The sequence below is a fragment of the Pseudomonas protegens genome, from assembly GCF_003732485.1.
GTDB classification, from domain to species: domain Bacteria; phylum Pseudomonadota; class Gammaproteobacteria; order Pseudomonadales; family Pseudomonadaceae; genus Aquipseudomonas; species Aquipseudomonas protegens_B.
This window is the reverse complement of sequence record NZ_MOAK01000074.1, coordinates 54,232-75,685: the sequence shown is the minus strand read 5'-3', so window position 1 is coordinate 75,685 and position 21,454 is coordinate 54,232. Positions and strand designations below refer to the sequence as shown.

Genomic DNA, 21,454 nt, shown 5'->3' with positions numbered 1-21,454 from the left:
CTGCTTGGCTGCGGCCTGTTCGGCCATGAATGCTGCCCACTCCGCTGTTTTGCGCTGTTGGCGGGTCTTGCTGCAGCGTTGGTGGGTGCGGGTGGATCTGGCCTTGCCGCAGATGTCACAGCGGCTCGGCAGGTCCAGGCGATGGCTGGCCATCGTCGGGCGGGAGCGTTCTGCCATGTTCAGCGCTCTCCGCACAACATGCGGGTCAGCTCGTTGGGCTGGCCGTCCGGAGTCAGCTTGGTTAGCGGCAGGGTGGTGCGGTGGCCGTTGCCGATACGAACCACTGCGAGCGGGCCGTTGATCTCTACGATCACGCCATTGCGGGCGCTGAGCCTGTACCCGTTGCCCTGGGCTTTCAGGGCGGTGTAGCTGACCTTGTCGCCGACAGCGAGTGGGGTTGTGGTAGCCTCTGCGGTGCCGCCTTGGGGTTGATTCACTTGCATGGTGCTTCTCCTTTGGGGTGGTCGGTGCCGAGGGGTTGCAGCCCCTCGGCACCACTTCTTTTGCCGGCCTTGCCGGTGTCAGCTCAAGCGGTACTGCTTGCCGTCTTCAATCACGTAGAAATTCACATCGCTCAGTTGGTACACGCCACCAGGGCCGCCGTGCACCACGTAGGCGCCGTAGGGCGCCTTGCCTACCCGGACCTCGAACAGCTTGTCGCTCTGGTGGGCGTACTCGCTGGACTTCTTGATCAGGGCATAGAGCTGTTGACCGCTGCGGTGGCAGCCGTCCGGGCCGTGCGCAGCCTCGAAGCCCAGCCACGCGTTGCGGGTTTCCAGGTTGAGGAAATCGCTACCACCAGAGCAGAGGGTGAGGTCATAGCCGCGAGGTTCTGCCCAGGACTGGAACGCGAGGTGCATTTCCAGCTCGTTGAGGTTTAGTTCGCTCATTGCTGGGCCTCAGTAGGGAATGGTGTCGAGGAAGGCGATGTCGTGAATCAGCTTCCTGGCCTCAAGCTGAAGCTCCTGCGAGATCGAAAGAAGCGTGCAAAGCAGATCAATGAGACAAATCATCTGTGCGCAGTTGAGGGCTGTACGCGCGTTCAGGCTTGCCCCGTGTTTGCGCGTTAGTTGGCCCTGGTACGCGGGTAGAAATGCTTGGAGGTTGCTGCAAATCCAGCTTTCGGATTGAGCCACCTTGGTACCGAATGCACTTGCCTCGCTGGCGTCGAGGTCGCCGATCGCTTCAGGTCGAACTCTTGGCGTATGGGCATCAGTGGCTGATAGATTGATCACAATCATTCGGCTACTGACGGCTTCGCTGCACTCGACCGGTTGGTTTGCAGTAATCACCAGAGCGCCGCGAAAAGTCACCTCTTCCTTATCGCGCGCTGCGGATCGCAGAAAGATGCTGCCCGAGTTGTACAGCGGCTTCAGTTCATCCCAATCAACGCATTGCCCTGAGTCATCGTTGTCTTCGCAAATGACGACCCGCTGCCCTGCGTTGGCGAATGTGCGTGCTCGTCCGGCAGGCGTGGCGTGAGCCAGCGAATGACCGTAAGGCGTTTGCCCGTCCAGCTTCTGGAGGTAGTCGAGTAGTAGTGTTTTACCGCTACCGGCTGCCCCGACGATCTGCAGGAACGGGAAGCTATTCTGGTCCTGGCGGATACGGGCGGCATGAGCAGCCCCCATCCACCAGGCCAAAGCAACTACACCCCGAGCGCCGAAGTAGGCGACAAAATCATTGAAGCGGATGGTCGTTTTCAGTTCGTTTTGCATGGTGCTTCTCCTTTGGGGTTGCCCAGGTGTTGCAGCACCTGGGCGGTTGGGTTAGCGGACGATGGCCAGAAGCACGTCCGGCGCGAGGTTGCCCAGGACGATCAGGACAGCCAGCGCTGCGGCGCTGCAGGTCAACGTGATCGCGTTGTCACTCAAGGTCGGTTCGTTGTCGTCTTGCATGGTGCTTCTCCTTTGGGGTGCCGAAGCGTTGCAGCGCCTGGCGGGTTGGGTAGATCAGGCTTGGAAGTGCCAGCACTTCATGATGGGTTGCTTGGTTATGACGGCGTTGCTGGTCCGGGCCTGGTGGGCACGAACAGCGCTATCAGTCGATTTGTTTGGGTGGAGCAGCTTCCTGGACCGGGAGTCTTTCAAGCGATCCCGCAGTTCGCTGATGTCCGCGATTTTCTGGCGGTGCTCGGCCGCGACCTTCACGAAGTCGTTGAGGTTGATGGCGATCACGTTTTCATTTTTGCTGTGATTGACCACCGGCCCGTCGGCATCCAGGCCTTCGAGGTACTCGTAGACTTCCCAGAATTCAGCCACTACCGGATGGTCGGAGCTGATCGAGGCTTGGCGCTCGATGGCCATGCTGATGACCAGGGCCCGGGTACCACTGATTTGCTGATCGCTGAGTTTCACAACGGTCTGCAAGCAGTCCAGGAGGGCGAGCAACTGGGCGTGGTTTTTGTTGATACGCTCGACCCGTATATAGCCGCGCAGGTTGTTGCCACAGTGCTTACAGGCGCTTCCCTCGTCGTGGAACGGCGTGCCGCAAGCGAAGCAGTGGGAATGAAGAGTTCGCAGCTTGGCCTCGTACCCCGGCAGGCGCTGGCCGAACAGATCCATGATCTCCTGCTCTTTGCGCACGGCCTGGAGCAGAAAGTTGCTCAAGGTCGAGCCTTCCAGGGAGTTCAGCAGGTCGGCCGCTGCACGGCTTTCTGGCGTGACGTTGGGGCGGACGAAGTGCAGCTTGACGATCCTGGTCATGATCGCTTCAGAAGCCACCACGGGGGCGTTCTGGCTGATTGCGATGGTGCCGCGGAATGGGGGCTCGTAGGTCTCGTTGCCGGCTGTCTTTACGCCTTTGGTCGCCAGGGTTCCGCCACCGTAGTAGTCCTTGAGCTCGTCCCATTCAAAGGTTTTAGCGTGTGCCTTGTCGTCGCCGCTGCGGTCGGACTCCAGCAGAACGATGGGCATGCCCGATACCTGGCCCATCAGACGGCTACGGCCGGCCTTGGTGGATTTGGATGGGTCAAACCCTTCGTAGCCCTCACGGCCCAGCAACTTCCACAGCAGGGTGAGCAAGGTGGTCTTGCCGGCGCCGGCTTCGCCCGTAGCTTCCAGGAACGGAAAGGACTGGTAGCGGCTGCGAATCTGTTCGGCGAACAGGGAACCAAACCAGAAGGCCAGGGCCACGATGCCCTGGGTGCCGAAGCACTGCCAGAGTAGGCCCAGCCAGCGCGGATCGTAGTGCTTGGCATCTTTGGTCAGGCTGATCTTCACACCCTTCTGCAGCGACTTCAGCTTGAGCTTGCCCATCTCGAAGAACTCCTCCTCGTTGATGCTGATTAGCTGCCCCTCGCGAACGGCTATATCGTTGAAGACGTAGCAGCCGTACTCCTTGCTGTAGCCGACGTAGTCGATGGTCTGCACGGTTTTGATGGCGTACAGCTGGTCCTTCATGATCTTGTCCAACTGCTGGCCGCTGCCGGTGAATACGGCCCCTGCGGCCATGCCAAGCAGGCGTTTCTTGAACTCGCTGGCAGCGGCGACCTGGCCACCGGTGAAGGTGTTTTTCACTGAGCCGCCGTCGTGAGGGAAATCGACGCGGAAGAAGTACCAGGACTCGTCCGTAATCTCGTTGCGCTGGAAATACAGAGCCTTGGGGTAGCAGTTGGCGATTTCGACGACGCAGCCGGCAACGTTCAACGCTTTCTCACGCAGTTGCCGCTCGTTGAGGACTTGGGCGTCCTGGTCGTCGCTTTTCTCCAGGGCCTGCTTGGCGCTGTTGAACTTGGCAAGGTCCAACTTCCACCAGTACAGGCGGGAGTCGAAGCAGAAGTGGAACTCCTCGCGTTCGCGCCACTGGTACATGAGCAACGCCTTGTCGGTGGCGCTCTCTGCGATCAGCAAGGCGCCATGGTGGCGCGCTTCGCTGAAGTCCTTGTCGATTCGGTGTGCTCGCTCGGCTTCGTCCTCGATGAAGGTCCAGCGCTGGTGCAGGTCGTTCCAGTCGACCTTGCGGGCATCGGGTTGCGGGATCTGTGCAGCCTCGCAGATGAACCCCAGCTCGCGTGCACGCTTGACCCAGGTCCGGGTGTATTTGTGCGCGCCTGGCTCGTTGTCCAGCGCCCAGATGAGTTTGGGCGGCCGTCCCGACCTGGCTGCTACCAGGGCCTTGAGCGACTCCTCTGGAAAGGCATTCGAGGACAAGGCAGCTACCGCCGATATGCCGTTATGAATCAACGCAATGGCGTCGAAGATGCCCTCGACGATCCAAAGCTCGTCGACCTGCAGCAGGTCCACGCACGGTGGGCACCACCAATACCCCTTGTAGCTCTGGCCAGGTTGGAACCGGGCTTTCTTCTTGCCGAAGCGTGACGGCTGGTCGATCAGACGCTCCCAGTAGCCGCCATGATCCAGGGGAAAGCGCACCGTTGCGGACCCGATATTCAACTCACCGTCGTAGTAGTTGTCCTGGGTGAACCAACCCGTGATCAGTTCCAGGCGAAAGCCGCGGGCAAAGGTCAGGTAGGCCTTGGCGCTGGCTGTCGGGTTGTCATTGGTGGAAGGGGCGCGCTTGCTCCAGTCGTCGAACAGATCGGGATACAGCTCTTTGGTGGGCGCCATGTACCTGCAGCTTTGTTCACGGCCGCAACGGATGAACCAGGGCTCATCGTGGCGGGAGAACAGGCGGCGCTGATTGCACTGAGGGCAGGTCCCTTTGCGCATGTACTTGGTGTTGGCCATATGTTGCAGACCATAGTCGGCCTCCAGGCGCTGGATAACATCAGCGCGGATCTGGTGTTCCATCGGCTTTTGCATGGGCTTGCGATTCACTGCGAACGCTCCCCGGTACCAGCACCGAGCATCTTCTTGAGCTCGCAGCGCGTCCGGCAGATGCCGGCAAGGTAGGGCAGGTCTTCAAGCACCTTCGGCGCTCGCTGGCCGCTGGGTACATTCCGGTAGCGGTCGGAGTACCAAACATCAGCCATGGTGACGTTGTACTGACTGTCCAGCCACTGCAGGTACTTCTTCGCCTGCTGCTCGTCCAGTTCCAGTTTTATGGTGATTTTGCTCATTTCGGCCACCAGTAGGGTGCAGTTTCCCCTTACCCACGCAGTGCGGGCATACAGCAGGGGGAGATTGGGTTAGTGCGTTGTGCGGGTGTTCAGAAGGCGCGTAGGCAGCAAGCGCGCCGACACAGGGTGTCGCTGCTGGGTGCAGGTATCGAGTAGCCAGATTTTCGGACGAAACACGCCGCTGCCAGGGTGAACACCGAGCAACGCCACGCGGTTGCAGGTCATGCTCTCGAACTCGGCGACGGCCAGCTCTGCGATGCGCTGTACCAGGTGCAGGGGAACCTCAAGGCAGTGCTCCAGGTACCGGGCACAGTTTTCAAGTGGTTGGCTGTCACCGGCCAGATGTTCGCAACGGTGGCGATACAAATAGGCGACTGCCGCCTGTTGCATCGCAGCTCGGTAGTCGGTTGCAGGGTTGGCGGTCAAGGTGATGGCGTTCATGCGGGTACGGCCTCCATTTCCAGTTGGTCCAGCAGATCGGGGTGATCGTCGGCGGATCTCATCGCCTGGCGGCGGATAGAAACGGGCGCAACTGGCAGCTTCACACCTGGGTCAGGCATGCCGGAGGGGCTCATTTCATGAGTAATCTCGAATTGGCCACGGTAGGTCGCCCCACAGCCTTCGTTGCTGCACTGCAGGTAAGCGACTCTCAGAAAAATGTGCGTCCCTTCGCTGGTGCGAATACGCATGTTCGAACGGCAATGGGGGCACACCAGCTTGTAGGTGCTCATCAGACATCCCCCTTCGGCGGTGTTTGTTCTCTCGGTGCTGATCTCGTCTTGCGGTGCAGAGTGATGACTGCCCCCACTTCTGCATGGCAGGCAGCAACGTGTTCGCGGTGGGCAGCGATGATCTCTGCGATCTCGCCTTCATCTATCTCGCCATCTTCCAGCGCCTTGGCTATCAGTTGGTCGAGCTGGCCTTCCTTGACATCAGCACGCAGAGCCAATGTGTAGAGGGCCAAGTTATCCAGCGACTCAGCCTCAGGCATGGGGACGAATACACCACCGTACATGCCGCAGATGTAGTCAGGCAGAAAGGTGGAGCCAATGATCTGCTCAAGCATGCAGAGCTGGTGGTCCTCCAGGGGGCGATGCCCGGCGCTTCCGTAGGCCTGGTTATCGAACTTCTTGATGTCCAGGCCCAGCAGCGCCGCACAGCCATCGCGCCCACCGGGGTAGGCGTTGATCAGCGCGCTGATCACCTTGCGGCGGCTGTCGAGAAGAACGCGCTTGGCGTTCTCGTTTTCTGTGGATAGCCGGCGCATTAGTGTGTCACCACGCCATCTTTGATGCCGAGCAGTACGGCCGCGCGATGGGCTTCCCCACGGCGACCTTTCTTACGGCCGTTGAGCAGGTCGCTGACCAAATTTTTGTTCAAACCGTGTTGGCGGCTAAATTCGGCGATGCTTTTGCCCTCGCGCTCAAGAAGCGCGCGGGCTTGCTCGGGGGTCTGTAGGGCATGCATAGTGTTCATCCGTGTTTAATCGTGTTTGACGACAAGGATTCTTGGACAGATTTCTGTTCAAGTCAACTTATATTGATCAGAAAATTGCTCATTGCTTCGGGAGTAGGCGAGCGCCTGCGGGAGGAACGTGAGCGGCTGGGCTTGAACCAGACCGACTTTGGCGTCTCAGCCGGCGTAAGCCGAGGTACTCAAAAGGCATACGAACTTGAGTCCAGCTCCCCGGATATCCGTTACCTCTCAGGCCTTCAGGCTCTGGGGGTTGACGTGCATTACGTCCTGACCGGATCGCGCGTCGACACGGATTTAGCCAAGCTCAGCGAAGTCGAAACAGTTGTTCTCGGGCATATGAGGAATATGTCTGACTCCGACCGGGCAACGCTTGCACACCTGGCCTTCGCCATGGCGAAGGTTTCGGTTCAGGAACCCAAATGAATCAACTCCAGGGAGGAGAAAATGCGTTTTTGTCTGATGTTCCCTGCTGTGCTGGCTCTGGCTGGTTGCGGTGGAGAAGGCGGCGTGACAGTGAGTCATGCCGAGTACGGCGAGAAGTGGCCGTTCACGGTGGAAAAGGTCGAGTTGGCCTGTCAGGACGGACCGCCGTCCGCTTTGGCGAAAACAGAGGACGGCAAGCTGTACGCGCTGAATGGGAGCGCGCGGTCGAAAGCATCACAGAATGGGTGGCTCGATGGGCGCTTGATTTCAAAGCCCAACCCAGAGCTCCCTGGCACCACGATGGACTACAGCGAAATATCCGCGCGAGCCATGAAGCTCTGCCCTTCTTACGCTGGGTAGAGCCTCCTGCTGTTGTGCCATTGGTCGAAGGTTGCATCTCCAGATCTGTCCGTAAGGTTTCTAGACGCAAGGGCGTAGGAAATCAACAGATCAATGGAGTAGTAACATGTTTGATCAGCACAGCGAAAAGGGAGAGCACTCGGAGCTCATTGATGGTGTGCTCAGCGTAAAGGAGCAGATGCTACTGGCGCTCTTCAGGCGCCTGTCGATCGCCAATCAAGAGCATGTGCTCCGATGTGCGGAGGTGCTTACGCAGATCCCAGATGAATAACGAAACCCCCGGCGAAACCGGGGGTTTTTTGTGCGCTGTTGCTCATGTAGCTTGTGATTCTTGCATCTTCTTCCACTCCCGATCGACAGCACGCTTTGCTGTGGTTTTGCTGGCATACAACCACTTCAGTCGCCGCGGCTTGCTCTGATCCCCGGCCGTGATGGTCTTCTGTTTGCCGGTCTTCTTGTCGCGGTAGTAGGCGATGATCCCTGTGTAATCCCCTTTGTTCTCCTCTGCCAACCCTTCTACGGTGTCCTCGGGCAACTTGCTTTCAAGTTCCAAGCTGACGGTGTAGCCGCTGTCAGCACTGAGGCTGTGCTGCACGTTGCCGCCGTACCAGATAATCGCATCGATCTCGGGCTTCACGCCTTCCAGGGTATAGGTCAGTTCTGGGATCAGATCCGGTCGGCCTACGGCCAAGGTGTAGCTCAGGGTGGCGCTGCCACGCTGCAGGCGGTTGAATTCGGCCCGGGCTGCTCGCAGTGCTGACTGGCGGTCGCTGAAGGTGTGACGCAGATCCTTGAGGTTGTCGCCGCCGCCGGCGATGGCCTCTTGTTTCTTGGCACTGTTCACGTCGTAGAAGTAGGCACGCACGCCGTCGTAGCTGTCGCGGTCGGCCTGCAGATAGCGGTGCTGGTCACCGTCGGCACGGGTGAGGGTGATGTGCGGGAGCTCCATGCCGCTGGCGGTCTTGCCGCCACCGGCCGGAATGCACAGTAGGCAGCCAGCCTTGACGGTGACCACGGCGTCGAACTCTTCACCGACTCGGCTGATCAGGTTGGCGTCTGATTCGTTGGCCTGGTCCAACTGCAGGATGGGCTGGCCGTCCAAGGCGCCGGCAATGGTGGCGGTCAAACCGTTACCGATGGCGATATCGCCCAGGACATCGCCAAGGGTGGTGTTGCTCCAGCTCCGCTCGCGTTTGGTTTTCAGCCCTTTGCGCAGATCGGCCGAGCGCGCCCGGATGCTGAGCACGTCCGGAGCGCCGCTGTGCTCGGTCTCGTCGACGGTGTAGGTGCCTTTGTCCACCAGGCCAGTATCACTCCAGCCCAGCCAAAGCCTGATCACGGCGCCCTTCGGCGGAATAGCCAGCAGCCCGTCATGATCGCTCAGGGTGATGCTGAGCTGATCGGCTTCAATGCCGCGGTTGTCGGTCAATTGCAGACTCATCAGGCGCGGGCTGATGAGTTGGGCGATATCGTTGCCATCTACAGTGATGCGGAAGGCCGGGACAGCATAGGCGGCGTCGCGGCGGTACCGGTCGGCAGCGTCTTCGATAAAGCCCGTAACACGGGCGAGGGCGGCATCGATCACAGCAGCATCCTCAAGATACTCACGCCAGTGCTGCCGGCGGCGCCGATCAGGTCTATCCGGTCGTCATCGATGCGCTTGAGGTTGAGTGTGAACTCCAGACGCCGCGGCGTGCCATCACGGAAAAATACCGTCTTGGTCTCGCTCAGGCTCTCGATCACCCACAAACCGTAGATCCGGCCGCTACCTTCGACCATGGGCCAGGCCTTGCCGGTGTTCGCCATCAGCCGCAGGGTGTCGAGGCTCAGCACAGATCCGGCCAACTCGGGCAGGATGACGCCCGGCAAGGTGATCGAGTCGTCGCCTCGGCCCACAAACTGCCTGGCTGGAGCGGCGCCGATGCGGGTATTGCTGACGTGTCGCCACTCGGTCTGTCGTTGCAGCTCCTGGTAGGCGGCTGTGGAAAGGCTGAAGACGAACATGCCCAAGGCCATCATCATGGCGATTTACTCCAGGTCGGACAGTTGGCTGCGCTTGCGGGCGCCTTTTTCGCTTTCAATGCGCGCAAGTTCTGCCCGCACGGCGCGGCCGATTGCCAAGGCATCCATGCCAGGCGTGGGGTGGATGTTGATTTCGTAGTTGTCGTGGCTGTCGTAGGTGGTCGCAGTGGCTGGACTGATGGGAGCGCGGGTATCGACCGAGAGGCCGGGCATGGCAGCAACGCCCAGGCCCATGCTGCCCGCCGTGGTGAGTTGCTGGCCGAGGTTGTTCACCGCGTTCAGCGGGCCTTTCTGGCCGGCCTGCAGCCCTTGTGTCAGCCCTTCCATGGTGAAACCGCCGAGTTCGGCAAACACCCGCGATGGGCTGTGGATGTCGAGCTTTTCCTTGAACCAACCAATGGTTGAATCGCCGATCGCGCTGATGGTCTCTTTCACCTTGCCCATGCCGGCGAGCAGGCCATTCACTAGGCCATTGACTATCATGTTGCCGAACTCGGTGAACTTGGTCGGTAGATCGAGGCCCAGGTAGTTCAGGACCTCGGCGAATGCCCGGTAGATGATCCCGATGGGGCTGAAGTTGGCCAGGACGGTCAAGATGCCGCCAATGCCCCCAGAAAACCCTGCTTTGATCTCGTTCCAGAGGCTGATGACATAGGCTTTCACCGCGTCCCAGTTCTTGTAGATCAGGTAGGCGGCACCGGCGAGGACTGCCACGACGGCAGCGATTGCCAGTACCACCGGGTTTGCCGCGAGCCCCCACATAGCAATGCTTACCGTGCGCAGAGCCGCGATCAGCGGACCACCCAGGGCCATAGCCAGTACGCGGATTCCCTGGCCAATCAGGCCGAGGGCGCCGCTGCCCTTGATGCCGAACAAGGTCAGGGCGTAGCGCACCATAGCGAAGGGACCAATCATGCTTGCCAGGCCGATGCTGAGGCCGCCCATGATGGTCATCAGTATGGCGATACCGGCGACGGTCTTGGCGATCTGGCGGGTCAACTCGGGGTTGGCCTTTACCCAGGCGCCCACACGGTTCGCAACCTCTCCCAACGACTGGATGAGCTCCTTCAGCTCTGGGGCCATCACGTTGCCGACGTCGGCCATTGCGTTGGTCCAACTGCCCTCGGCGGCTTCCAGAACGTTCGCCAGCGTCGACAGTTGCACGTTCACCCGGGTCCGCAGGTCGGCCTGGGTCTGCATCTTGCCCTCGACTTCGCGATAGCCGGCAATGCCCTTGGCCATCATGGTGTTGAGGGTGGTCAGGGTCTCGCTGTCGTCGCCGAACATGCTTTTGATCAGGTCGAGGCGAACCTCGGTGTTCAAGCCCTTGAGCTTCTCCAGCTGGGCATACATCTTCTCGATGCCGCCGAACTCGCCTTTGCCGTCGGTGAAGTCGAGCTTCAGCGAGATCCCGCGTTCGGCCTTCAGGTCATCCAGTGACTTCTGGATTTTTGCGTTGGCCATCGCGCCCTGGAAAATCTTCCGGTAGGCGTTACCCGCCGCGCCGCCTTCCATACCGGCCTGATCCATCATCACCAGCAGGGGAGTAAGAACCTTGCTCGCTTCCAGGCCCTGTTTCTTGATGATGTCCATCACCGGGGAGATCTTGCTGAAGCCTTGCAGCATGTTGCCGCTGTCCACGCCCAGGTAGTAGGTGCGCTGGATGGTGTCCATCAGCGCCATCATGTCGCCTTCGGTGGTCCGGGTGGCATCCTGCATTTTCGCCGCGAACTCTGCGGCGGCGGTCACCGGCATCTGCAACTGAACGCCCAGGTACGCAGCGGCCTCGCCGGTACCGCCGAGGATGTTGGTGGCAGTAAGCCCCTGGCGGCGGAGCATCGTCATCATTTCCTGGAAGTCGGCAGTGGTGCCGGGCAGGCGGTCACCGAGCTGCGTGGCCAGGGTCGTCATTTTCTCGAACTCGGCAGCAATGGAGCCGTCCGGCGCCATCATCGACACCTTCAACTGGGTCGCGGCGTTCTCTGCCGGCGCGAAGGCGTCTACTGCCGCCTTCAACGGCCGGCTCAGGGCATAGCCGGCACCAAGCCCTGCGGCGCCGCTTGCAGCCATTCCCCCGGATACGCTCTGAGCCTTCTCGTAACTCCTCTTCGCGTTGGCGAGCTGTCGTTGCTGCCCGGCCAGACGCCTGAGTTTGGCTTCCTGCTGCCCTATGGTCTGGTTGGTCTGGGTGATTTTGCTGCGTAGGTCACGCTCGGCTTGCCCGAGATTGCGCGTGCTGATGCCGGCATCGTAGAGCTTCGTGCGCAAGCCCTGGAGCTGCTCGCCCTGTTGCTGGTGCTGCTGCTTGAGCCGCTGCGCCTCTCGGATCGCTGAACGCATGTTCCGAGTCATGGCCTGGGTAGGTGCACCAGTGGCGGCGAACTGCTGGCTGAGCGCTCGCACGCGATCACGGGCGGCGCCGAGAGCTTGCTCGGTTTGCTCGGCGGCGGCGCGCTGAGTGCGCCAGGCGCTGATGTCTTTCTGCTGCGCGTTGAGCTGCTTGAGGTTGTCCCGGGCATCCTTCAATGCCCGGGCAGCACCGATGCTGCTCTTGTTGATCGACTTCAGGGGGCCGGTAGCCCTGTCGATGGCGTTCAGTAGCACCTGAAGTTTGAGGTCATTCGCCATCGGTGGAGCTCCGCACCCTGGCGCGCTCGCGCCAGTCCATCAGTTCCTGCAGGCCCAACTGGTCCATGTCAGCCGGCGCCCAGTGAAAAACTATGGCCAGATCGGCCATGGCGTCCTCTACGCAACGAGGGATACTTCCGTCTTCACCGACTTCTGCAACAAAAAACCGGAGATCTTGCTACCGCAGGCCAGCAGGTCGGCAGGGTCCATGGCCGCGGCCTCCGGGGCGGTGATGCCTGGGCTGCTGATGCGAGGCAGGATCTTGATCAGGGTGGCAACGTCCATGTTCAGCAGTTCGACCAGGTGCACGCCGCGCAACTCGCCAGCTTGGGGTTTGCGCAGGGTGATCTTGTCGATGGTGGTCTTGCCCCGGGTGATCGGGGTGTCGAGGACCACGGTGTTGTCTTCGACTTCGGCAGGGGCTTGGGTGTTGTCGTCGGTGTTCATTGAGTGCTCCAGGTTGCAGTGTTATCCGCTCTCGGACTGAGAGTGGCAGGGGATCAGATGCCGAGGGCGTTGCGCTGTTTCTCCAGCATGTCGACGCCGTTGACCTTCTCGATGAAGTTGAGCAGGTCGATTTCGATGATGTCTTCGTTGTCCACGGTCAGCTTGTAGTAGCTGCAGGTGGTGGTGATGCTGTGCTCGGTGTCTTCGCCGGGGGAGGCGTCGCCCATCTCGATGGTTTCGTGCCGGCCACGTACCACCACCTCGACGGTGCTGACTTCGCCGGTGTCGTCCTGCTGAAAAGCGCCGGAGAAGCGCAGCATGATCCCGGAGGCATTCACCGAGCCGAACTGGCGCAGGGCGATCAGGTCCAGGCCGCCGGTTTTCCATTCGAACTGGATGCCGTCATCGGAGAAGCCCAGGTCTGCCTTGACCGAGCCGTTCATGCCGCCGCCCCGGTAGGCCTCCATCTTGCGGCCGAGGGGCGGCAGGGTGACCGACTTGACCACGCCCAGGTAGCTGTTGCCGTCGTTGAACAGGTTGAGGTTTTTCAGTTTGCGAGGCTGGGCCATGGCGGTTTTCTCCGGGGTTCTGGCACGGTGTGACTCCCTTCACGGGGGAGCCCCTGGTTAGCTGTTGATCTTGCTGGCGAAGTCCATCAGGTAGCGGTCGGTGATCCGCTGCCGCAGGGTGAGGTCCTCCAGCGGTGGAACCGGCGTGTAGTCGTAGTCGATGAACAACTTGCCGGCCTTGAGTGTGTCCTTGTCGTTGGCGTCTTCCTGGTACCAGCAGTTGCCACCGATCAGGTACCCGGCCGAGATCAGCTCGCGGAACTTGGCGTTGATGCCGTTGATGATGTCTTTCACCAGGGTTGGGGTCATGGGCCTGTCAAGGGCCCACATGTGCGCCTCGGCCATGGTGTCGGCGAGGATCTGCGCGGTGCGGGTGTAGTTCTCGAAGGCGAATAGCGGATCGTCGCTGCAAGTCCGGCTGCCCCAGAAGCGGAACCCGCCCTCGTTGATCAGGGTGGTCACCTCGTTGGAGTTGAGGTAGTTGGCGTCGGTTGCCGGGTTCTGCAGGTCCCAGAACACGTCGGCGCTGATGCCGGTGACGCCGTTGACCGCGACGTTGGACAGGGTCTTGTGCCAGCCGACCTCCTGGTCGATCTTCGCCCGCAGGCCCAGGGCGCGCGCGACGGCGGAAGCTTTGGTGGTCGCGTTGGCGGTGGTGTCCCAGTGTTCGAAGTCCGGCCAGATCACCATGACTTCGCGGGCGCCGAAGTTCTCGCGGTAGGCGACGGCCTCTTCCTTGGTCTTGCTGTCCCGGGCACTGACGTAGCAGAAGGCCCGCAACTGCTGGCCGATCGAGACCAGCGCCGTCGCCACCGGCTGGCTGTCGAGGCCTGGTACGCCGAGGATGCGTGGCACCAGGCCGACACGTGCTTTGGCCGCGAGCAGGGCTTTCATGCCGGTGTATTTGCCGTCGGCGGTGGTGGTGCCGATCAGGGCGCTGGTGGTCGCAGCTTCGGTTTCGCCGCTCTTGACCCGCACCACAATGACGTAGGGCTTGGTCTGGTCGGCAATGGCCTGCAGGCTGGCGCCCAGGGTGCCCTTGGTGCCGGCTTTGCCGACCGCGGTCTGAACGTTGGTCAGTAGGATCGGGGTATCGAGCGGGAATGCCAGCGGATCAGCGTCGTCGGCAGTGCAGACCAGGCCGATAACAGCGGTGGGGATGGTGCGAATGGGGCGGGTGCCGTCGTTGAGTTCGAGGACCCGCACGCCGTGAAGATAATCGGCCATGGGTTTTGCCTGCGCAGTGAATGGGGGGACAGTGCACAGGCTGCCGCGCGCGCGTCGGTTGGGCGAGCGCGCAGGCTTGTAGGGGAGGGGGTTACAGGTCCTCAGTCAACCAGGACGGAGCTGATGGCCGGTGTTCGATTAGTGGGAACTCTCCCGCTTCAGGCCAGTTGCGTAGAGCACGACGGTACGCCTGAAGTTCGGTGTATTGTTCCGCCGCAAGCGTAGTTTCTGATCCTTCCTCCAGTTCGTCACGGTGACGAGTGACGATGCTGTCTGTAATGGAAAGTTGTCTGTCACGCCAAGCACGCTCGATCTCTGCTGAAAAATCAGGTGGTGGAGTCAGAGACTCGGCTACCGGCCGCCCGGCGGCATTCAGGACAACAACACGCCCCGCAAGCGCTGAATACTCATCCTCTGTTATCTCAAAAACATCTGGCGGTATGTTATTGCCATGAAACTCGGGGCGGTAGAAACCGCCGGTAGCTGGAGAGTAAAACACGCTCATATTTTCCCCCTGACTTTCCAGTGAACGGTAGGTGTGAACCCTAAAGTTGGGTTTGTCACAGCAATGTCGAGCCTAGTCAATGGCGATCCACCGCCGTTCATACTGCATGTTGCGTGGCAACCAGCCATACCTCCTTGCACAGTAAAAGGCGCACATGCAAGAGTCACGTTCGCGGTGTAGGGACCTGCGGTGAATGCGAGAGGGTATGTGACCTGATAGTAGGTCGTGTAGTACGTCACGCCGCCCAGGACTTGAGCATTGAAGTTTCCAATAGGGCCCAGGGTGATTGTTCCTGACTGTTCTAACTCACCGCTCGGGAGCACCTGATAGCCACCCGCCGAGAATACGGCAGCAAAGGATGCTGAGGCACCTAACTGCACACCGCCCCAGGCATACCAAGATTTCCCCCCGACATAAGAAATTGTCACCGTATCGCCAGAGCGCAGAACAAATGTACGTGGAGTTCCATTGCCTATGCCGTAAAGAAACTGATCGGTTGACGCTCGCACTGTAACTTCCCCAGTACCAGCGTTATTGATCTGATAAGTTGCACCGATGTTTAGCGCTGTAGCAGTCGGCAGAGTCAATGTGATTGTGTTACCCGCATTGATAATTAACCCAGCCTGCGCAAGGGTCAGTGTTTGAGTCGATGTTGCGCTGTATTGGCCGGCGAAGTTGCCCAGCGCGCGCTGCACAAACTCATTCGTCGCGAGTCTGCTCGAGTTATCGAACTGGGGCGACGTCGGCGCCGTTGGAGTACCCAGAAACGCGGGGGAGCTGATTGGCGCGAGTCCTTGCGTCATGTTCTGAAACACCAGCGGTGTCGAGTCCAAGACAATCGCGTCATCGGTGATCAACTGCCAGCGGCTATCGGCCTGTGTCGTACCTTGCTCGACGGACACGATCAGCGCCGAGGTCACCTTGGCGCTGGTGTCCGCGTCAGCTGTGCGCGTCCAGGGGCCCGCTGCCGCGCTGTACAGGCCGTTGTCCTTTGGCACGGTCTGATTCTTCACCAGCACACGGTCACCCGTTACCAACGCCACACCGTCCACAGTTTGCAGCCCGGCCAGGGCAATGTTGGCGGTGGTAGCCACACGTACCGACTGCTTGCTGTCGAGCTTGTAGATCTCCTCCAATACCTTCGCGTCAACGTAGGATCGGGTCGCCAAGACAATGCTCGGATCGATCTTGAGCTCCACGTTGGCCGTATTGCTGACAATCAGGTTCATGCGCACGACCTGAGTGCGGCCTGAGCCCTGGGACAGCAGCGGCTTGAAGCTGGGTGCGCAGTTAGCAACGGCCACCAGGTCGCCGGCGGTGTCGTACAGGCCAATCTCGCGAATCCACCAGCCGCCGACGCTTTCAGGAATGACCTGCTCGGCGATGATGATGTTGGGGTTGTTCGGGTCAACCTTCAGCTGATTCAGCGGTGCCCGCCGGCGCTCGTTGATCAGTCGAGTCTGCTGTTCACTGGGCATTGGCTCGGTGTTGTTAGCGTCACCCACGCCCATCTGGGCAAATGTCCAAGGCACCCCCAAAGCGTCGGCGTTGGCCTGCTTGGCCTTACCTACGGCAGTGAGGATCGCGAAAAACTGGCTGTTCTGGTCTGTCATGGGTAGATGTCCATGGTGTCGATGTTGTGTTCACGGCCGCCCAGGCGGATAAAGCCGCTGACCTCGATGTCGCGTTGGGTAGGGGGGTAGACGTCGATTTCGTCGCCATCGCTAAAGCCAGCGCCGAGGAAGATGCGGCCGGTGGCCTCCAGGCTTATCGCCATGCCGGTCAGGTGACGGGTCACGGGCCTTGCGTCATCCACAAGCCAGGTAAGTTCCTGGTACATCTCCTCGGTGATGCCGGTTTCGAGCACGCCGATCTTGATGGCAAAGGTTCCCGGCACACCTTCCGGTACTGCCTGCCACCATTCGAGGACCTCGATCAGGTACCCCAGCGGTTCCACCACGCGGCGCAGGGCGCCGATGGTGCCCTTGCGTGAGTGGATGTAGTGGGATGAGCGAATCGCCGAGCGCTTGGCAGTCTCAGGCCAATTGCTGTCCCAGCGATCGACAGAGAAGGCCCAGGCGAGATAGGGCAGTAGCTCAACCGGGCAGGTGCCGGGGTTCCAAAGCTGGCGCAGCGGAATCGGCACACGCTGGATCTGCGCCAAGGCCACAGCGGCCTGGCGCTCAAGTGCTGTGGAATTGCCAGGCAGCAGCGGCTGAGCGCTCATCACTCAGCCCCCCGGCTCAATACGATGTTGGTGCAGTAGGGCGCCTGGGCTTTGGTGGCGACGATATCGACCCAGTTGTCCAGCAGCACCTTGCGCATGCCTTCAACGTGCAAGGCCGCGTGGACCGCTGACTCGGTGACCTCCATCCCCAGGCGTCGGCGCTGATGCACATAGGCCTGCAAGCTCTTTTCCGCCGCGGCCAGGATGGGTTCGGCTTCTGGGCCGCTGGATAGCGGGTAGAGCTTGGCCTTGACCTGGTAGCGCAGGATGGTCGCGCCTTGAACGATCAGGCGGTCGGCCACCGGGCGGCGGTCGTCGTCGCTGAGGTAATTGTTGACCACGGCGAGCAGGTCCGCCGGCGCGGTGCCGTCGCCCAACAGGCTCTGCACCGTCACCACCGCCACGGCAGGCGATGGGCTTTCAGCGGTGGCGTCGGCGACACGGCCGTCTGCGGCCCGGGCGTGGAAGATATAGCTGTTACGGGGCCCCGCCGTGCTCAGGCCTTCCCAGGCCATCTGGGCGCGTTCACGGAGGCTGTCGTCGCCTTCCATAATCCGGGGCAGCGGTGGTACGGCGCTTGGTTTGGCTTCCTGTACCACCAGTCGCTTGACGTTGTAGTTGGCGGCCAACTGCTCCAGATCGGTGCCTTTGGCGGTAGCCAGTAGATTGGCAAGCGCTGCCTCGTTGACCCGTTGGCGCCAGACCATTTCCCGGTAGGCGTTCTCCTGCAGCAGCTTGGCCAGGGGCTCAGAATCCATGTCGAAGCGGGCGGCGATTTCGGCACGCTCTTCGATCGGCCAAAGGCTGATGGCATAAGCCTTGCGCTCGGCGAGGATCAACTCGAAATCGATCTGCTCGACGATCTGTGGCGGTGGTAGCTGGCTGAGATCGATGGCGGCAAAGGTGTTCATGCGCTGGCCCCCAGTTGCAGGGTAACGGCCAGATTGAGCGGTTCGTTGGTATCGACACGACGACACTCAATATCCAACACCGACTGTCCCTGCAGCGTGGCGCCCTTGAACTGCACCTGGCTCAGGCTGACGCGGTGTTCCCAACGCATCAGCGCCATCACTGTGGCGGCATACACTCGCAGACGGGTTAGATCATTGAATGGATGGTCGACCAGCTCGGGCAAGAGGCTGCCGTACTCTCGGCGCATGACGCGGGTGCCGAGGCGAGTGCTGAGGATGTCGCTGCACGACTGTTCGATATGCTCGGTGGTGCTGATCGCCGCGCCGGTTTCTCGGTTCATTCCGGTGCTCCTGTCTTGGCTCCGCCCGGCATCACTCCACCATGCATGTGCTTGATCAGGCTGATGCCGGCCGCGACCACGTCCTGCGACACGGTGACCTTGCCGGTGACGGTCTGATTGCCGGTCTGGGTGTAGTCGCCCTGGTGGGTGATCGGGCCGACGATAGTGATGCCGCCGTCGCTGACCAGGTTAGTGGTACCGCCCGGGGGCAGGGTGGCATTCAGGTGATGGGCGACGCTGTCGTACTCGATCACCGTGCCGTCGTTGTAGGTGCGGCGGTGGAGGCCCGCGCGGTCACCGTTGGCCGGGGCGCTGTCGCTGAACAGGCCGGTCAAGGCCACGCCGTTGCCAAGCTGGCCCGAGGGGCTGATCAGCAGGACCTGCTCGCCGGCGGTAGGCGGGTCCCATTCCTTGTCGGCTCCGGCGCGCAGGGTCAGCCACGGCAGCCAGGTGGTTGTGAGTTCACCGGTTTTCACACGCACGCGCGGGGGCTTCATCTGGACTTCGGCAACAACGCCGAAGCGGATGAGGTTTTCAATCAGGCGGGCGAGGGTGGCTAGATCGTTCATGGCGCCGATGGTGGCGTTGCGCGTGCGAGAGCGCATCTTTAGAGTCGTGTATTGACGGCTGTTACAAGTCCTGTGATTTTGGAAGAGCCTGTTGGCCAAAATTTTATAAGGAGATTTTTGTGGGGATGTTTAAGTATTTTGGCGCGGAGCGGGTATCTATTTTTCAAGATAGGCTTATCAGGTTTTCGCAGCCCGGGGCTTTTAATGACCCATTTGAATTCTTGCCATCTATAGAGTCTGTTAGTACTGATGAAGAATTTGGCATTGCTATTGATGACGTAGTTAATATGGGGTTGGAAAGTGAGTATGAGGCCCTTGATGCCTTCTATAAAGAAAAAATCACCTTTGATCAGTTTCAAAGCTTAATGAGAGAGAAAGTTTTAGATCTCAAGAGGGATTTTAATTTAGAGTTGAAAGCGCAGCTGGGTGGGTTTGCTCAGAAGACGCTTTTTGAGGGATGTAATGAGCGAATTGGCGTTCTCTGTTTGTCAGAAAATAAAAGTGACCTACTCATGTGGGCACACTATGCAGACTGTCACAAAGGCTTTGTGATCGAGTTCGATTCAAACTCAACTTTTTTTGATCAGAGACGATCTGTAAATGATGAGATGCGGCACTTACGTAAGGTTAAGTATAAAAAAACTCGACCATCCACAGTGCTCTCTCAAGCGACGTCGGAGGATATTTTTTTAACAAAAAGTGACCATTGGGAATATGAGGCAGAGTGGCGGATGTTGATGCCTCTTTTGGATGCAACTAAGGAGATCGTTTTGCCTGCTGGTAGAGTGTGTTTGTTTGAGTTTCCTGCTAGTGTTGTTAAGTCTGTAACTTTTGGGGCTCGAATGGATTCAGAACAAGCGGTTGGTGTGATGAAGTCTATTGTCGAGGATAGAAGCTATAGAGGTGTTGAGTTTTATCAGTCTAAGATTCATCAGTCCGAGTACGGGCTTGTGTTTGAAAAGATTGAGTTGCTTAGCTAGTTGAAATTCTGATCTAGGTGGTGAGATAAGCGAGGAGTTCTTCCTTAATCATGATTGTTTCATGCTTTGTAAAGCCTAATACTTCCCGCTGTTCATACTTCACCTCTGGTGCCCCACGCTCGGCCCTATCCCCCAGCCCGTATTGATGCACCCGCGCAATACGGGCCACTCGCCCAGTAAACCCAACGCTGATCGCATTACCATCCCCCTGAACCTTCAAGAAGCTCGCCGTGCGCATTTTCTTGAACATCTTCACCTGGCGCTTGATGCGTCCCTGTTTGCCCCGCAGGTTCCGCTGTTTGCGCGGTGCGTACTTGCTCCCGTCGGGGTTGCGCTGGGCAATGATCCGCTGTTGTTGGCTACGACGCAGGGCTTGGCCGATGCTTCGGGCGAGCTGATTGCGGGCGGTGGGCTGCAACTGCCCCAGCAGGCCCGCGGCCCAATCCTCAAGCGCTTCAAGGTTTGCCATTGGGCACTATCCATTCCGGGCCACTCTCGGGCCATGTGGGGTTTCGCTGTGGTTCACCTGGGTGGCTGATGGTGGTGTTGCCTGCATCATCGGTACGAACGACCACCCGCTCGGTGAGGGGAAGGGTCAAGCTCATGTCGACCTTGCTCTTGTCGATGAGGTCGGCCTCGAACTTGATGCCGTCGGCGGACTTGTCGAGGTTCTCCAGTAGCTCGGACTGATTCACGCGGAGCCACCCCAGTAGCGGTAGCATGACGCTGTCCGGATGGCCGGCGAAGTCGGTCAGGATTACCTGCAGGTCATAGTTGTACTCGAACGAAAGGCTGCTGGCTGCGGTGCAGCGGACCTTGCCGTTGTCGATGAAGATCAGCAGCCGGTCAGGGCTGTGGCGCAGTTCCGGGATCTGCTCCAGAAGGAAGGCCCGCAGGCTGTCGGGTTTGTTCATGGTTTGGCCTGCTGGTAGCGATAGATCATGTCGACCTGGCCCGCGCATTCGGCCCAGGCGGCCTCGCTACGGTCCTGGTCGGTGATCAGGTCGCCGTTACTGCTTGGGCTGGTCGCCGGCAGGCTGCAGGGCACCACGGCCGGACAGCCACTGACGATAGGCGTCGGCGCCGGTGAGGGCGGGGCGCTCGCGCAGCCGGCGAGCAACATCAGGCAAGGGCTGGTCAGCCCAAGCACGCAGATCAGCGTTTTCACGTTTCAGCCCCTCGATTGTGAGTTGTCGTTTGGCGAGCCCCTGGCGTAGTAGATCCTGTTCCGTGCGCAGACGGGCCTGGGCCTCGCGCTCGGCGGAAAGCGCAGCCTCCAGGGCGTTGGCTTTGCCCTCGCTGCGTCCGGCCGCGGCCAGCGCGTCCTGGGTGTTTTTCTCGGCCAGCTCCCTGTTCTTGTCGGCGACTTCAATGCGTTGTTCCTGATTCCAGGCGAGCAGGCCCAGCACGCCGACCAAGGCCAGGCCCAGCAGGATCTGGCGGATGGTGCTCATTTGAGGAACTCCCCCAGGATCAACTGGCGGTACTGCTCATCGGTGTAGACCGCGCGGGCCTCCTCGTAGTAGGCCTCATCGATTACCCCCGGTGTCAGAAGATGGCGTTGATAGCTGCCGCCGTTGAGCTCGATCAGTTGCAACAACAGATCCGTTTCCGGGGTATCGATCCCCAAGTCGCGGACTCGGCTCGCCGTTGTTGCGTAGTACCCGCCGTTGCGGACCTTGGCCGACTTGAGCCAGTCGAACTCGTCGTAGATCCAGATGGCTTGTTCCTGGTCGACGTCATCAGGAG

General features: G+C 60.1%; 31 protein-coding genes and 1 pseudogene. 4 read left to right on the top strand and 28 right to left on the bottom strand.

What is annotated here, in order from left to right; genetic code table 11:
- Nucleotides 1-179: 179 nt before the first annotated feature.
- The 10 genes from BLX41_RS20195 to BLX41_RS20155 form a co-directional block, all read right to left on the bottom strand.
- Nucleotides 180-443, bottom strand: a complete 264-nt coding sequence (locus BLX41_RS20195; RefSeq protein ID WP_123473733.1) for a hypothetical protein — start codon at nt 441-443, stop codon at nt 180-182.
- A gap of 78 nt (nt 444-521) precedes the next feature.
- The gene (locus tag BLX41_RS20190; RefSeq protein ID WP_123726307.1) at nt 522-890 is read right to left on the bottom strand and encodes a hypothetical protein; all 369 of its coding nucleotides are present in this window, start codon (nt 888-890) and stop codon (nt 522-524) included.
- Between the two features lie 9 nt (nt 891-899).
- Nucleotides 900-1,718 carry a DUF5906 domain-containing protein gene (locus BLX41_RS20185; protein ID WP_123726306.1) on the bottom strand — a complete coding sequence of 273 codons (819 nt, stop codon included), beginning with the start codon at nt 1,716-1,718 and terminating at the stop codon, nt 900-902.
- A gap of 51 nt (nt 1,719-1,769) precedes the next feature.
- Nucleotides 1,770-1,898, bottom strand: coding sequence for a hypothetical protein (locus BLX41_RS35835; protein WP_256674751.1), 129 nt, complete (start codon nt 1,896-1,898; stop codon nt 1,770-1,772).
- A 54-nt stretch (nt 1,899-1,952) separates the two neighbouring features.
- Complete coding sequence (locus BLX41_RS20180; protein WP_123726349.1) at nt 1,953-4,763, bottom strand: toprim domain-containing protein; 2,811 nt, start codon at nt 4,761-4,763, stop codon at nt 1,953-1,955.
- Between the two features lie 11 nt (nt 4,764-4,774).
- The gene (locus tag BLX41_RS20175; protein WP_123392515.1) at nt 4,775-5,020 is read right to left on the bottom strand and encodes a hypothetical protein; all 246 of its coding nucleotides are present in this window, start codon (nt 5,018-5,020) and stop codon (nt 4,775-4,777) included.
- Between the two features lie 69 nt (nt 5,021-5,089).
- A complete protein-coding gene (locus BLX41_RS20170; RefSeq protein ID WP_123726305.1) occupies nt 5,090-5,461 on the bottom strand; it encodes a hypothetical protein in 372 nt (123 codons plus the stop codon).
- The gene (locus BLX41_RS20165; RefSeq protein ID WP_123726304.1) at nt 5,458-5,751 is read right to left on the bottom strand and encodes an Ogr/Delta-like zinc finger protein; all 294 of its coding nucleotides are present in this window, start codon (nt 5,749-5,751) and stop codon (nt 5,458-5,460) included. The genes BLX41_RS20170 and BLX41_RS20165 overlap by 4 nt, the downstream gene beginning before the upstream one ends.
- Complete coding sequence (locus BLX41_RS20160; RefSeq protein WP_123430301.1) at nt 5,751-6,287, bottom strand: YmfL family putative regulatory protein; 537 nt, start codon at nt 6,285-6,287, stop codon at nt 5,751-5,753. Before BLX41_RS20160 ends, BLX41_RS20165 begins: the two co-directional genes overlap by 1 nt.
- Nucleotides 6,287-6,487, bottom strand: coding sequence for a DNA-binding protein (locus BLX41_RS20155; RefSeq protein ID WP_123392524.1), 201 nt, complete (start codon nt 6,485-6,487; stop codon nt 6,287-6,289). Before BLX41_RS20155 ends, BLX41_RS20160 begins: the two co-directional genes overlap by 1 nt.
- 84 nt (nt 6,488-6,571) lie before the next feature.
- Between BLX41_RS20155 and BLX41_RS20150 the strand changes: the two genes are divergently transcribed.
- The 3 genes from BLX41_RS20150 (at nt 6,572) to BLX41_RS33785 (ending at nt 7,550) form a co-directional block, all read left to right on the top strand.
- Nucleotides 6,572-6,919: an XRE family transcriptional regulator gene (locus BLX41_RS20150; RefSeq protein WP_123726348.1), complete on the top strand. Its 348-nt coding sequence runs from the start codon at nt 6,572-6,574 to the stop codon at nt 6,917-6,919.
- Nucleotides 6,920-6,940: 21 nt separating this feature from the next.
- The gene (locus tag BLX41_RS20145; RefSeq protein ID WP_123726303.1) at nt 6,941-7,279 is read left to right on the top strand and encodes a DUF2511 domain-containing protein; all 339 of its coding nucleotides are present in this window, start codon (nt 6,941-6,943) and stop codon (nt 7,277-7,279) included.
- 106 nt (nt 7,280-7,385) lie between these two features.
- The gene (locus BLX41_RS33785) at nt 7,386-7,550 is read left to right on the top strand and encodes a hypothetical protein (RefSeq protein WP_185073694.1); all 165 of its coding nucleotides are present in this window, start codon (nt 7,386-7,388) and stop codon (nt 7,548-7,550) included.
- Nucleotides 7,551-7,592: 42 nt separating this feature from the next.
- On the opposite strand, the gene BLX41_RS20140 is transcribed toward BLX41_RS33785, so the two are convergent.
- The 13 genes from BLX41_RS20140 to BLX41_RS20080 form a co-directional block, all read right to left on the bottom strand.
- Nucleotides 7,593-8,864, bottom strand: coding sequence for a phage late control D family protein (locus tag BLX41_RS20140; RefSeq protein WP_123726302.1), 1,272 nt, complete (start codon nt 8,862-8,864; stop codon nt 7,593-7,595).
- Complete coding sequence (locus tag BLX41_RS20135; protein WP_015634845.1) at nt 8,861-9,301, bottom strand: phage tail protein; 441 nt, start codon at nt 9,299-9,301, stop codon at nt 8,861-8,863. The genes BLX41_RS20140 and BLX41_RS20135 overlap by 4 nt, the downstream gene beginning before the upstream one ends.
- Before the next feature lie 6 nt (nt 9,302-9,307).
- On the bottom strand, nt 9,308-11,929 hold the full coding sequence (locus BLX41_RS20130; protein WP_123726301.1) for a phage tail tape measure protein: 2,622 nt from the start codon (nt 11,927-11,929) through the stop codon (nt 9,308-9,310).
- Entirely contained in the window at nt 11,919-12,038 is a 120-nt protein-coding gene (locus tag BLX41_RS20125) for a GpE family phage tail protein (protein WP_123726300.1), read from the bottom strand. The genes BLX41_RS20130 and BLX41_RS20125 overlap by 11 nt, the downstream gene beginning before the upstream one ends.
- Before the next feature lie 8 nt (nt 12,039-12,046).
- Nucleotides 12,047-12,376: a phage tail assembly protein gene (locus BLX41_RS20120; RefSeq protein ID WP_123726299.1), complete on the bottom strand. Its 330-nt coding sequence runs from the start codon at nt 12,374-12,376 to the stop codon at nt 12,047-12,049.
- Between the two features lie 53 nt (nt 12,377-12,429).
- On the bottom strand, nt 12,430-12,945 hold the full coding sequence (locus tag BLX41_RS20115; RefSeq protein ID WP_123726298.1) for a phage major tail tube protein: 516 nt from the start codon (nt 12,943-12,945) through the stop codon (nt 12,430-12,432).
- 57 nt (nt 12,946-13,002) lie between these two features.
- Nucleotides 13,003-14,172, bottom strand: a complete 1,170-nt coding sequence (locus BLX41_RS20110; protein ID WP_123726297.1) for a phage tail sheath protein — start codon at nt 14,170-14,172, stop codon at nt 13,003-13,005.
- A gap of 91 nt (nt 14,173-14,263) precedes the next feature.
- A complete protein-coding gene (locus BLX41_RS20105; RefSeq protein ID WP_123726296.1) occupies nt 14,264-14,677 on the bottom strand; it encodes a phage tail assembly chaperone in 414 nt (137 codons plus the stop codon).
- On the bottom strand, nt 14,674-16,290 hold the full coding sequence (locus tag BLX41_RS20100) for a phage tail protein (RefSeq protein ID WP_123726295.1): 1,617 nt from the start codon (nt 16,288-16,290) through the stop codon (nt 14,674-14,676). The genes BLX41_RS20105 and BLX41_RS20100 overlap by 4 nt, the downstream gene beginning before the upstream one ends.
- Nucleotides 16,287-16,904, bottom strand: a complete 618-nt coding sequence (locus BLX41_RS20095) for a phage tail protein I (RefSeq protein WP_123726294.1) — start codon at nt 16,902-16,904, stop codon at nt 16,287-16,289. The genes BLX41_RS20100 and BLX41_RS20095 overlap by 4 nt, the downstream gene beginning before the upstream one ends.
- Nucleotides 16,904-17,815, bottom strand: a complete 912-nt coding sequence (locus tag BLX41_RS20090; protein WP_123392547.1) for a baseplate J/gp47 family protein — start codon at nt 17,813-17,815, stop codon at nt 16,904-16,906. Before BLX41_RS20090 ends, BLX41_RS20095 begins: the two co-directional genes overlap by 1 nt.
- Nucleotides 17,812-18,156 carry a GPW/gp25 family protein gene (locus BLX41_RS20085; protein ID WP_123392549.1) on the bottom strand — a complete coding sequence of 115 codons (345 nt, stop codon included), beginning with the start codon at nt 18,154-18,156 and terminating at the stop codon, nt 17,812-17,814. The genes BLX41_RS20090 and BLX41_RS20085 overlap by 4 nt, the downstream gene beginning before the upstream one ends.
- Nucleotides 18,153-18,725, bottom strand: coding sequence for a phage baseplate assembly protein V (locus tag BLX41_RS20080; protein ID WP_123726347.1), 573 nt, complete (start codon nt 18,723-18,725; stop codon nt 18,153-18,155). The genes BLX41_RS20085 and BLX41_RS20080 overlap by 4 nt, the downstream gene beginning before the upstream one ends.
- Before the next feature lie 125 nt (nt 18,726-18,850).
- Here BLX41_RS20080 and BLX41_RS20075 point away from each other — a divergent pair, with 125 nt between their 5' ends.
- Nucleotides 18,851-19,705, top strand: a complete 855-nt coding sequence (locus tag BLX41_RS20075; protein ID WP_123726293.1) for a DUF2971 domain-containing protein — start codon at nt 18,851-18,853, stop codon at nt 19,703-19,705.
- A 13-nt stretch (nt 19,706-19,718) separates the two neighbouring features.
- Here BLX41_RS20075 and BLX41_RS20070 read toward each other — a convergent pair whose 3' ends face one another.
- The 5 genes and pseudogenes from BLX41_RS20070 to BLX41_RS33780 form a co-directional block, all read right to left on the bottom strand.
- Nucleotides 19,719-20,174 carry a phage virion morphogenesis protein gene (locus BLX41_RS20070; protein WP_123726292.1) on the bottom strand — a complete coding sequence of 152 codons (456 nt, stop codon included), beginning with the start codon at nt 20,172-20,174 and terminating at the stop codon, nt 19,719-19,721.
- Nucleotides 20,161-20,619 (bottom strand): phage tail protein, encoded by a 459-nt coding sequence (locus BLX41_RS20065; protein WP_123726291.1) that lies wholly within the window; start codon nt 20,617-20,619, stop codon nt 20,161-20,163. Before BLX41_RS20065 ends, BLX41_RS20070 begins: the two co-directional genes overlap by 14 nt.
- Nucleotides 20,616-20,798 (bottom strand): annotated as a pseudogene (gene lysC, locus BLX41_RS35830) (Rz1-like lysis system protein LysC); the annotation flags it as partial. The pseudogene lysC and the gene BLX41_RS20065, both read right to left, overlap by 4 nt.
- Nucleotides 20,716-21,159, bottom strand: a complete 444-nt coding sequence (gene lysB / locus BLX41_RS20060) for an Rz-like lysis system protein LysB (protein WP_123726290.1) — start codon at nt 21,157-21,159, stop codon at nt 20,716-20,718. The pseudogene lysC and the gene lysB, both read right to left, overlap by 83 nt.
- Nucleotides 21,156-21,454, bottom strand: a 299-nt coding sequence (locus BLX41_RS33780) for a hypothetical protein (RefSeq protein WP_185073692.1), incomplete at its 5' end; no start/stop codon positions are given. The genes BLX41_RS33780 and lysB, both read right to left, overlap by 4 nt.

Coding starts and splice junctions, on each gene's coding strand:
- lysB (WP_123726290.1), bottom strand. CDS start 21,159: ATGAGCACCATCCGCCAGATCCTGCTGGGCCTGGCCTTGGTCGGCGTG.
- BLX41_RS20170 (WP_123726305.1), bottom strand. CDS start 5,461: ATGAACGCCATCACCTTGACCGCCAACCCTGCAACCGACTACCGAGCT.
- BLX41_RS20165 (WP_123726304.1), bottom strand. CDS start 5,751: ATGAGCACCTACAAGCTGGTGTGCCCCCATTGCCGTTCGAACATGCGT.
- BLX41_RS20105 (WP_123726296.1), bottom strand. CDS start 14,677: ATGAGCGTGTTTTACTCTCCAGCTACCGGCGGTTTCTACCGCCCCGAG.
- BLX41_RS20095 (WP_123726294.1), bottom strand. CDS start 16,904: ATGAGCGCTCAGCCGCTGCTGCCTGGCAATTCCACAGCACTTGAGCGC.
- BLX41_RS20090 (WP_123392547.1), bottom strand. CDS start 17,815: ATGAACACCTTTGCCGCCATCGATCTCAGCCAGCTACCACCGCCACAG.
- BLX41_RS20100 (WP_123726295.1), bottom strand. CDS start 16,290: ATGACAGACCAGAACAGCCAGTTTTTCGCGATCCTCACTGCCGTAGGT.
- BLX41_RS20110 (WP_123726297.1), bottom strand. CDS start 14,172: ATGGCCGATTATCTTCACGGCGTGCGGGTCCTCGAACTCAACGACGGC.
- BLX41_RS20070 (WP_123726292.1), bottom strand. CDS start 20,174: ATGGCAAACCTTGAAGCGCTTGAGGATTGGGCCGCGGGCCTGCTGGGG.
- BLX41_RS20145 (WP_123726303.1), top strand. CDS start 6,941: ATGCGTTTTTGTCTGATGTTCCCTGCTGTGCTGGCTCTGGCTGGTTGC.
- BLX41_RS20065 (WP_123726291.1), bottom strand. CDS start 20,619: ATGAACAAACCCGACAGCCTGCGGGCCTTCCTTCTGGAGCAGATCCCG.
- BLX41_RS20125 (WP_123726300.1), bottom strand. CDS start 12,038: ATGGCCGATCTGGCCATAGTTTTTCACTGGGCGCCGGCTGACATGGAC.
- BLX41_RS33785 (WP_185073694.1), top strand. CDS start 7,386: ATGTTTGATCAGCACAGCGAAAAGGGAGAGCACTCGGAGCTCATTGAT.
- BLX41_RS20195 (WP_123473733.1), bottom strand. CDS start 443: ATGCAAGTGAATCAACCCCAAGGCGGCACCGCAGAGGCTACCACAACC.
- BLX41_RS20115 (WP_123726298.1), bottom strand. CDS start 12,945: ATGGCCCAGCCTCGCAAACTGAAAAACCTCAACCTGTTCAACGACGGC.
- BLX41_RS20185 (WP_123726306.1), bottom strand. CDS start 1,718: ATGCAAAACGAACTGAAAACGACCATCCGCTTCAATGATTTTGTCGCC.
- BLX41_RS20160 (WP_123430301.1), bottom strand. CDS start 6,287: ATGCGCCGGCTATCCACAGAAAACGAGAACGCCAAGCGCGTTCTTCTC.
- BLX41_RS35835 (WP_256674751.1), bottom strand. CDS start 1,898: ATGCAAGACGACAACGAACCGACCTTGAGTGACAACGCGATCACGTTG.
- BLX41_RS20085 (WP_123392549.1), bottom strand. CDS start 18,156: ATGAACCGAGAAACCGGCGCGGCGATCAGCACCACCGAGCATATCGAA.
- BLX41_RS20120 (WP_123726299.1), bottom strand. CDS start 12,376: ATGAACACCGACGACAACACCCAAGCCCCTGCCGAAGTCGAAGACAAC.
- BLX41_RS20155 (WP_123392524.1), bottom strand. CDS start 6,487: ATGCATGCCCTACAGACCCCCGAGCAAGCCCGCGCGCTTCTTGAGCGC.
- BLX41_RS20190 (WP_123726307.1), bottom strand. CDS start 890: ATGAGCGAACTAAACCTCAACGAGCTGGAAATGCACCTCGCGTTCCAG.
- BLX41_RS20180 (WP_123726349.1), bottom strand. CDS start 4,763: ATGCAAAAGCCGATGGAACACCAGATCCGCGCTGATGTTATCCAGCGC.
- BLX41_RS20075 (WP_123726293.1), top strand. CDS start 18,851: ATGTTTAAGTATTTTGGCGCGGAGCGGGTATCTATTTTTCAAGATAGG.
- BLX41_RS20080 (WP_123726347.1), bottom strand. CDS start 18,725: ATGAACGATCTAGCCACCCTCGCCCGCCTGATTGAAAACCTCATCCGC.
- BLX41_RS20175 (WP_123392515.1), bottom strand. CDS start 5,020: ATGAGCAAAATCACCATAAAACTGGAACTGGACGAGCAGCAGGCGAAG.
- BLX41_RS20135 (WP_015634845.1), bottom strand. CDS start 9,301: ATGATGATGGCCTTGGGCATGTTCGTCTTCAGCCTTTCCACAGCCGCC.
- BLX41_RS20130 (WP_123726301.1), bottom strand. CDS start 11,929: ATGGCGAATGACCTCAAACTTCAGGTGCTACTGAACGCCATCGACAGG.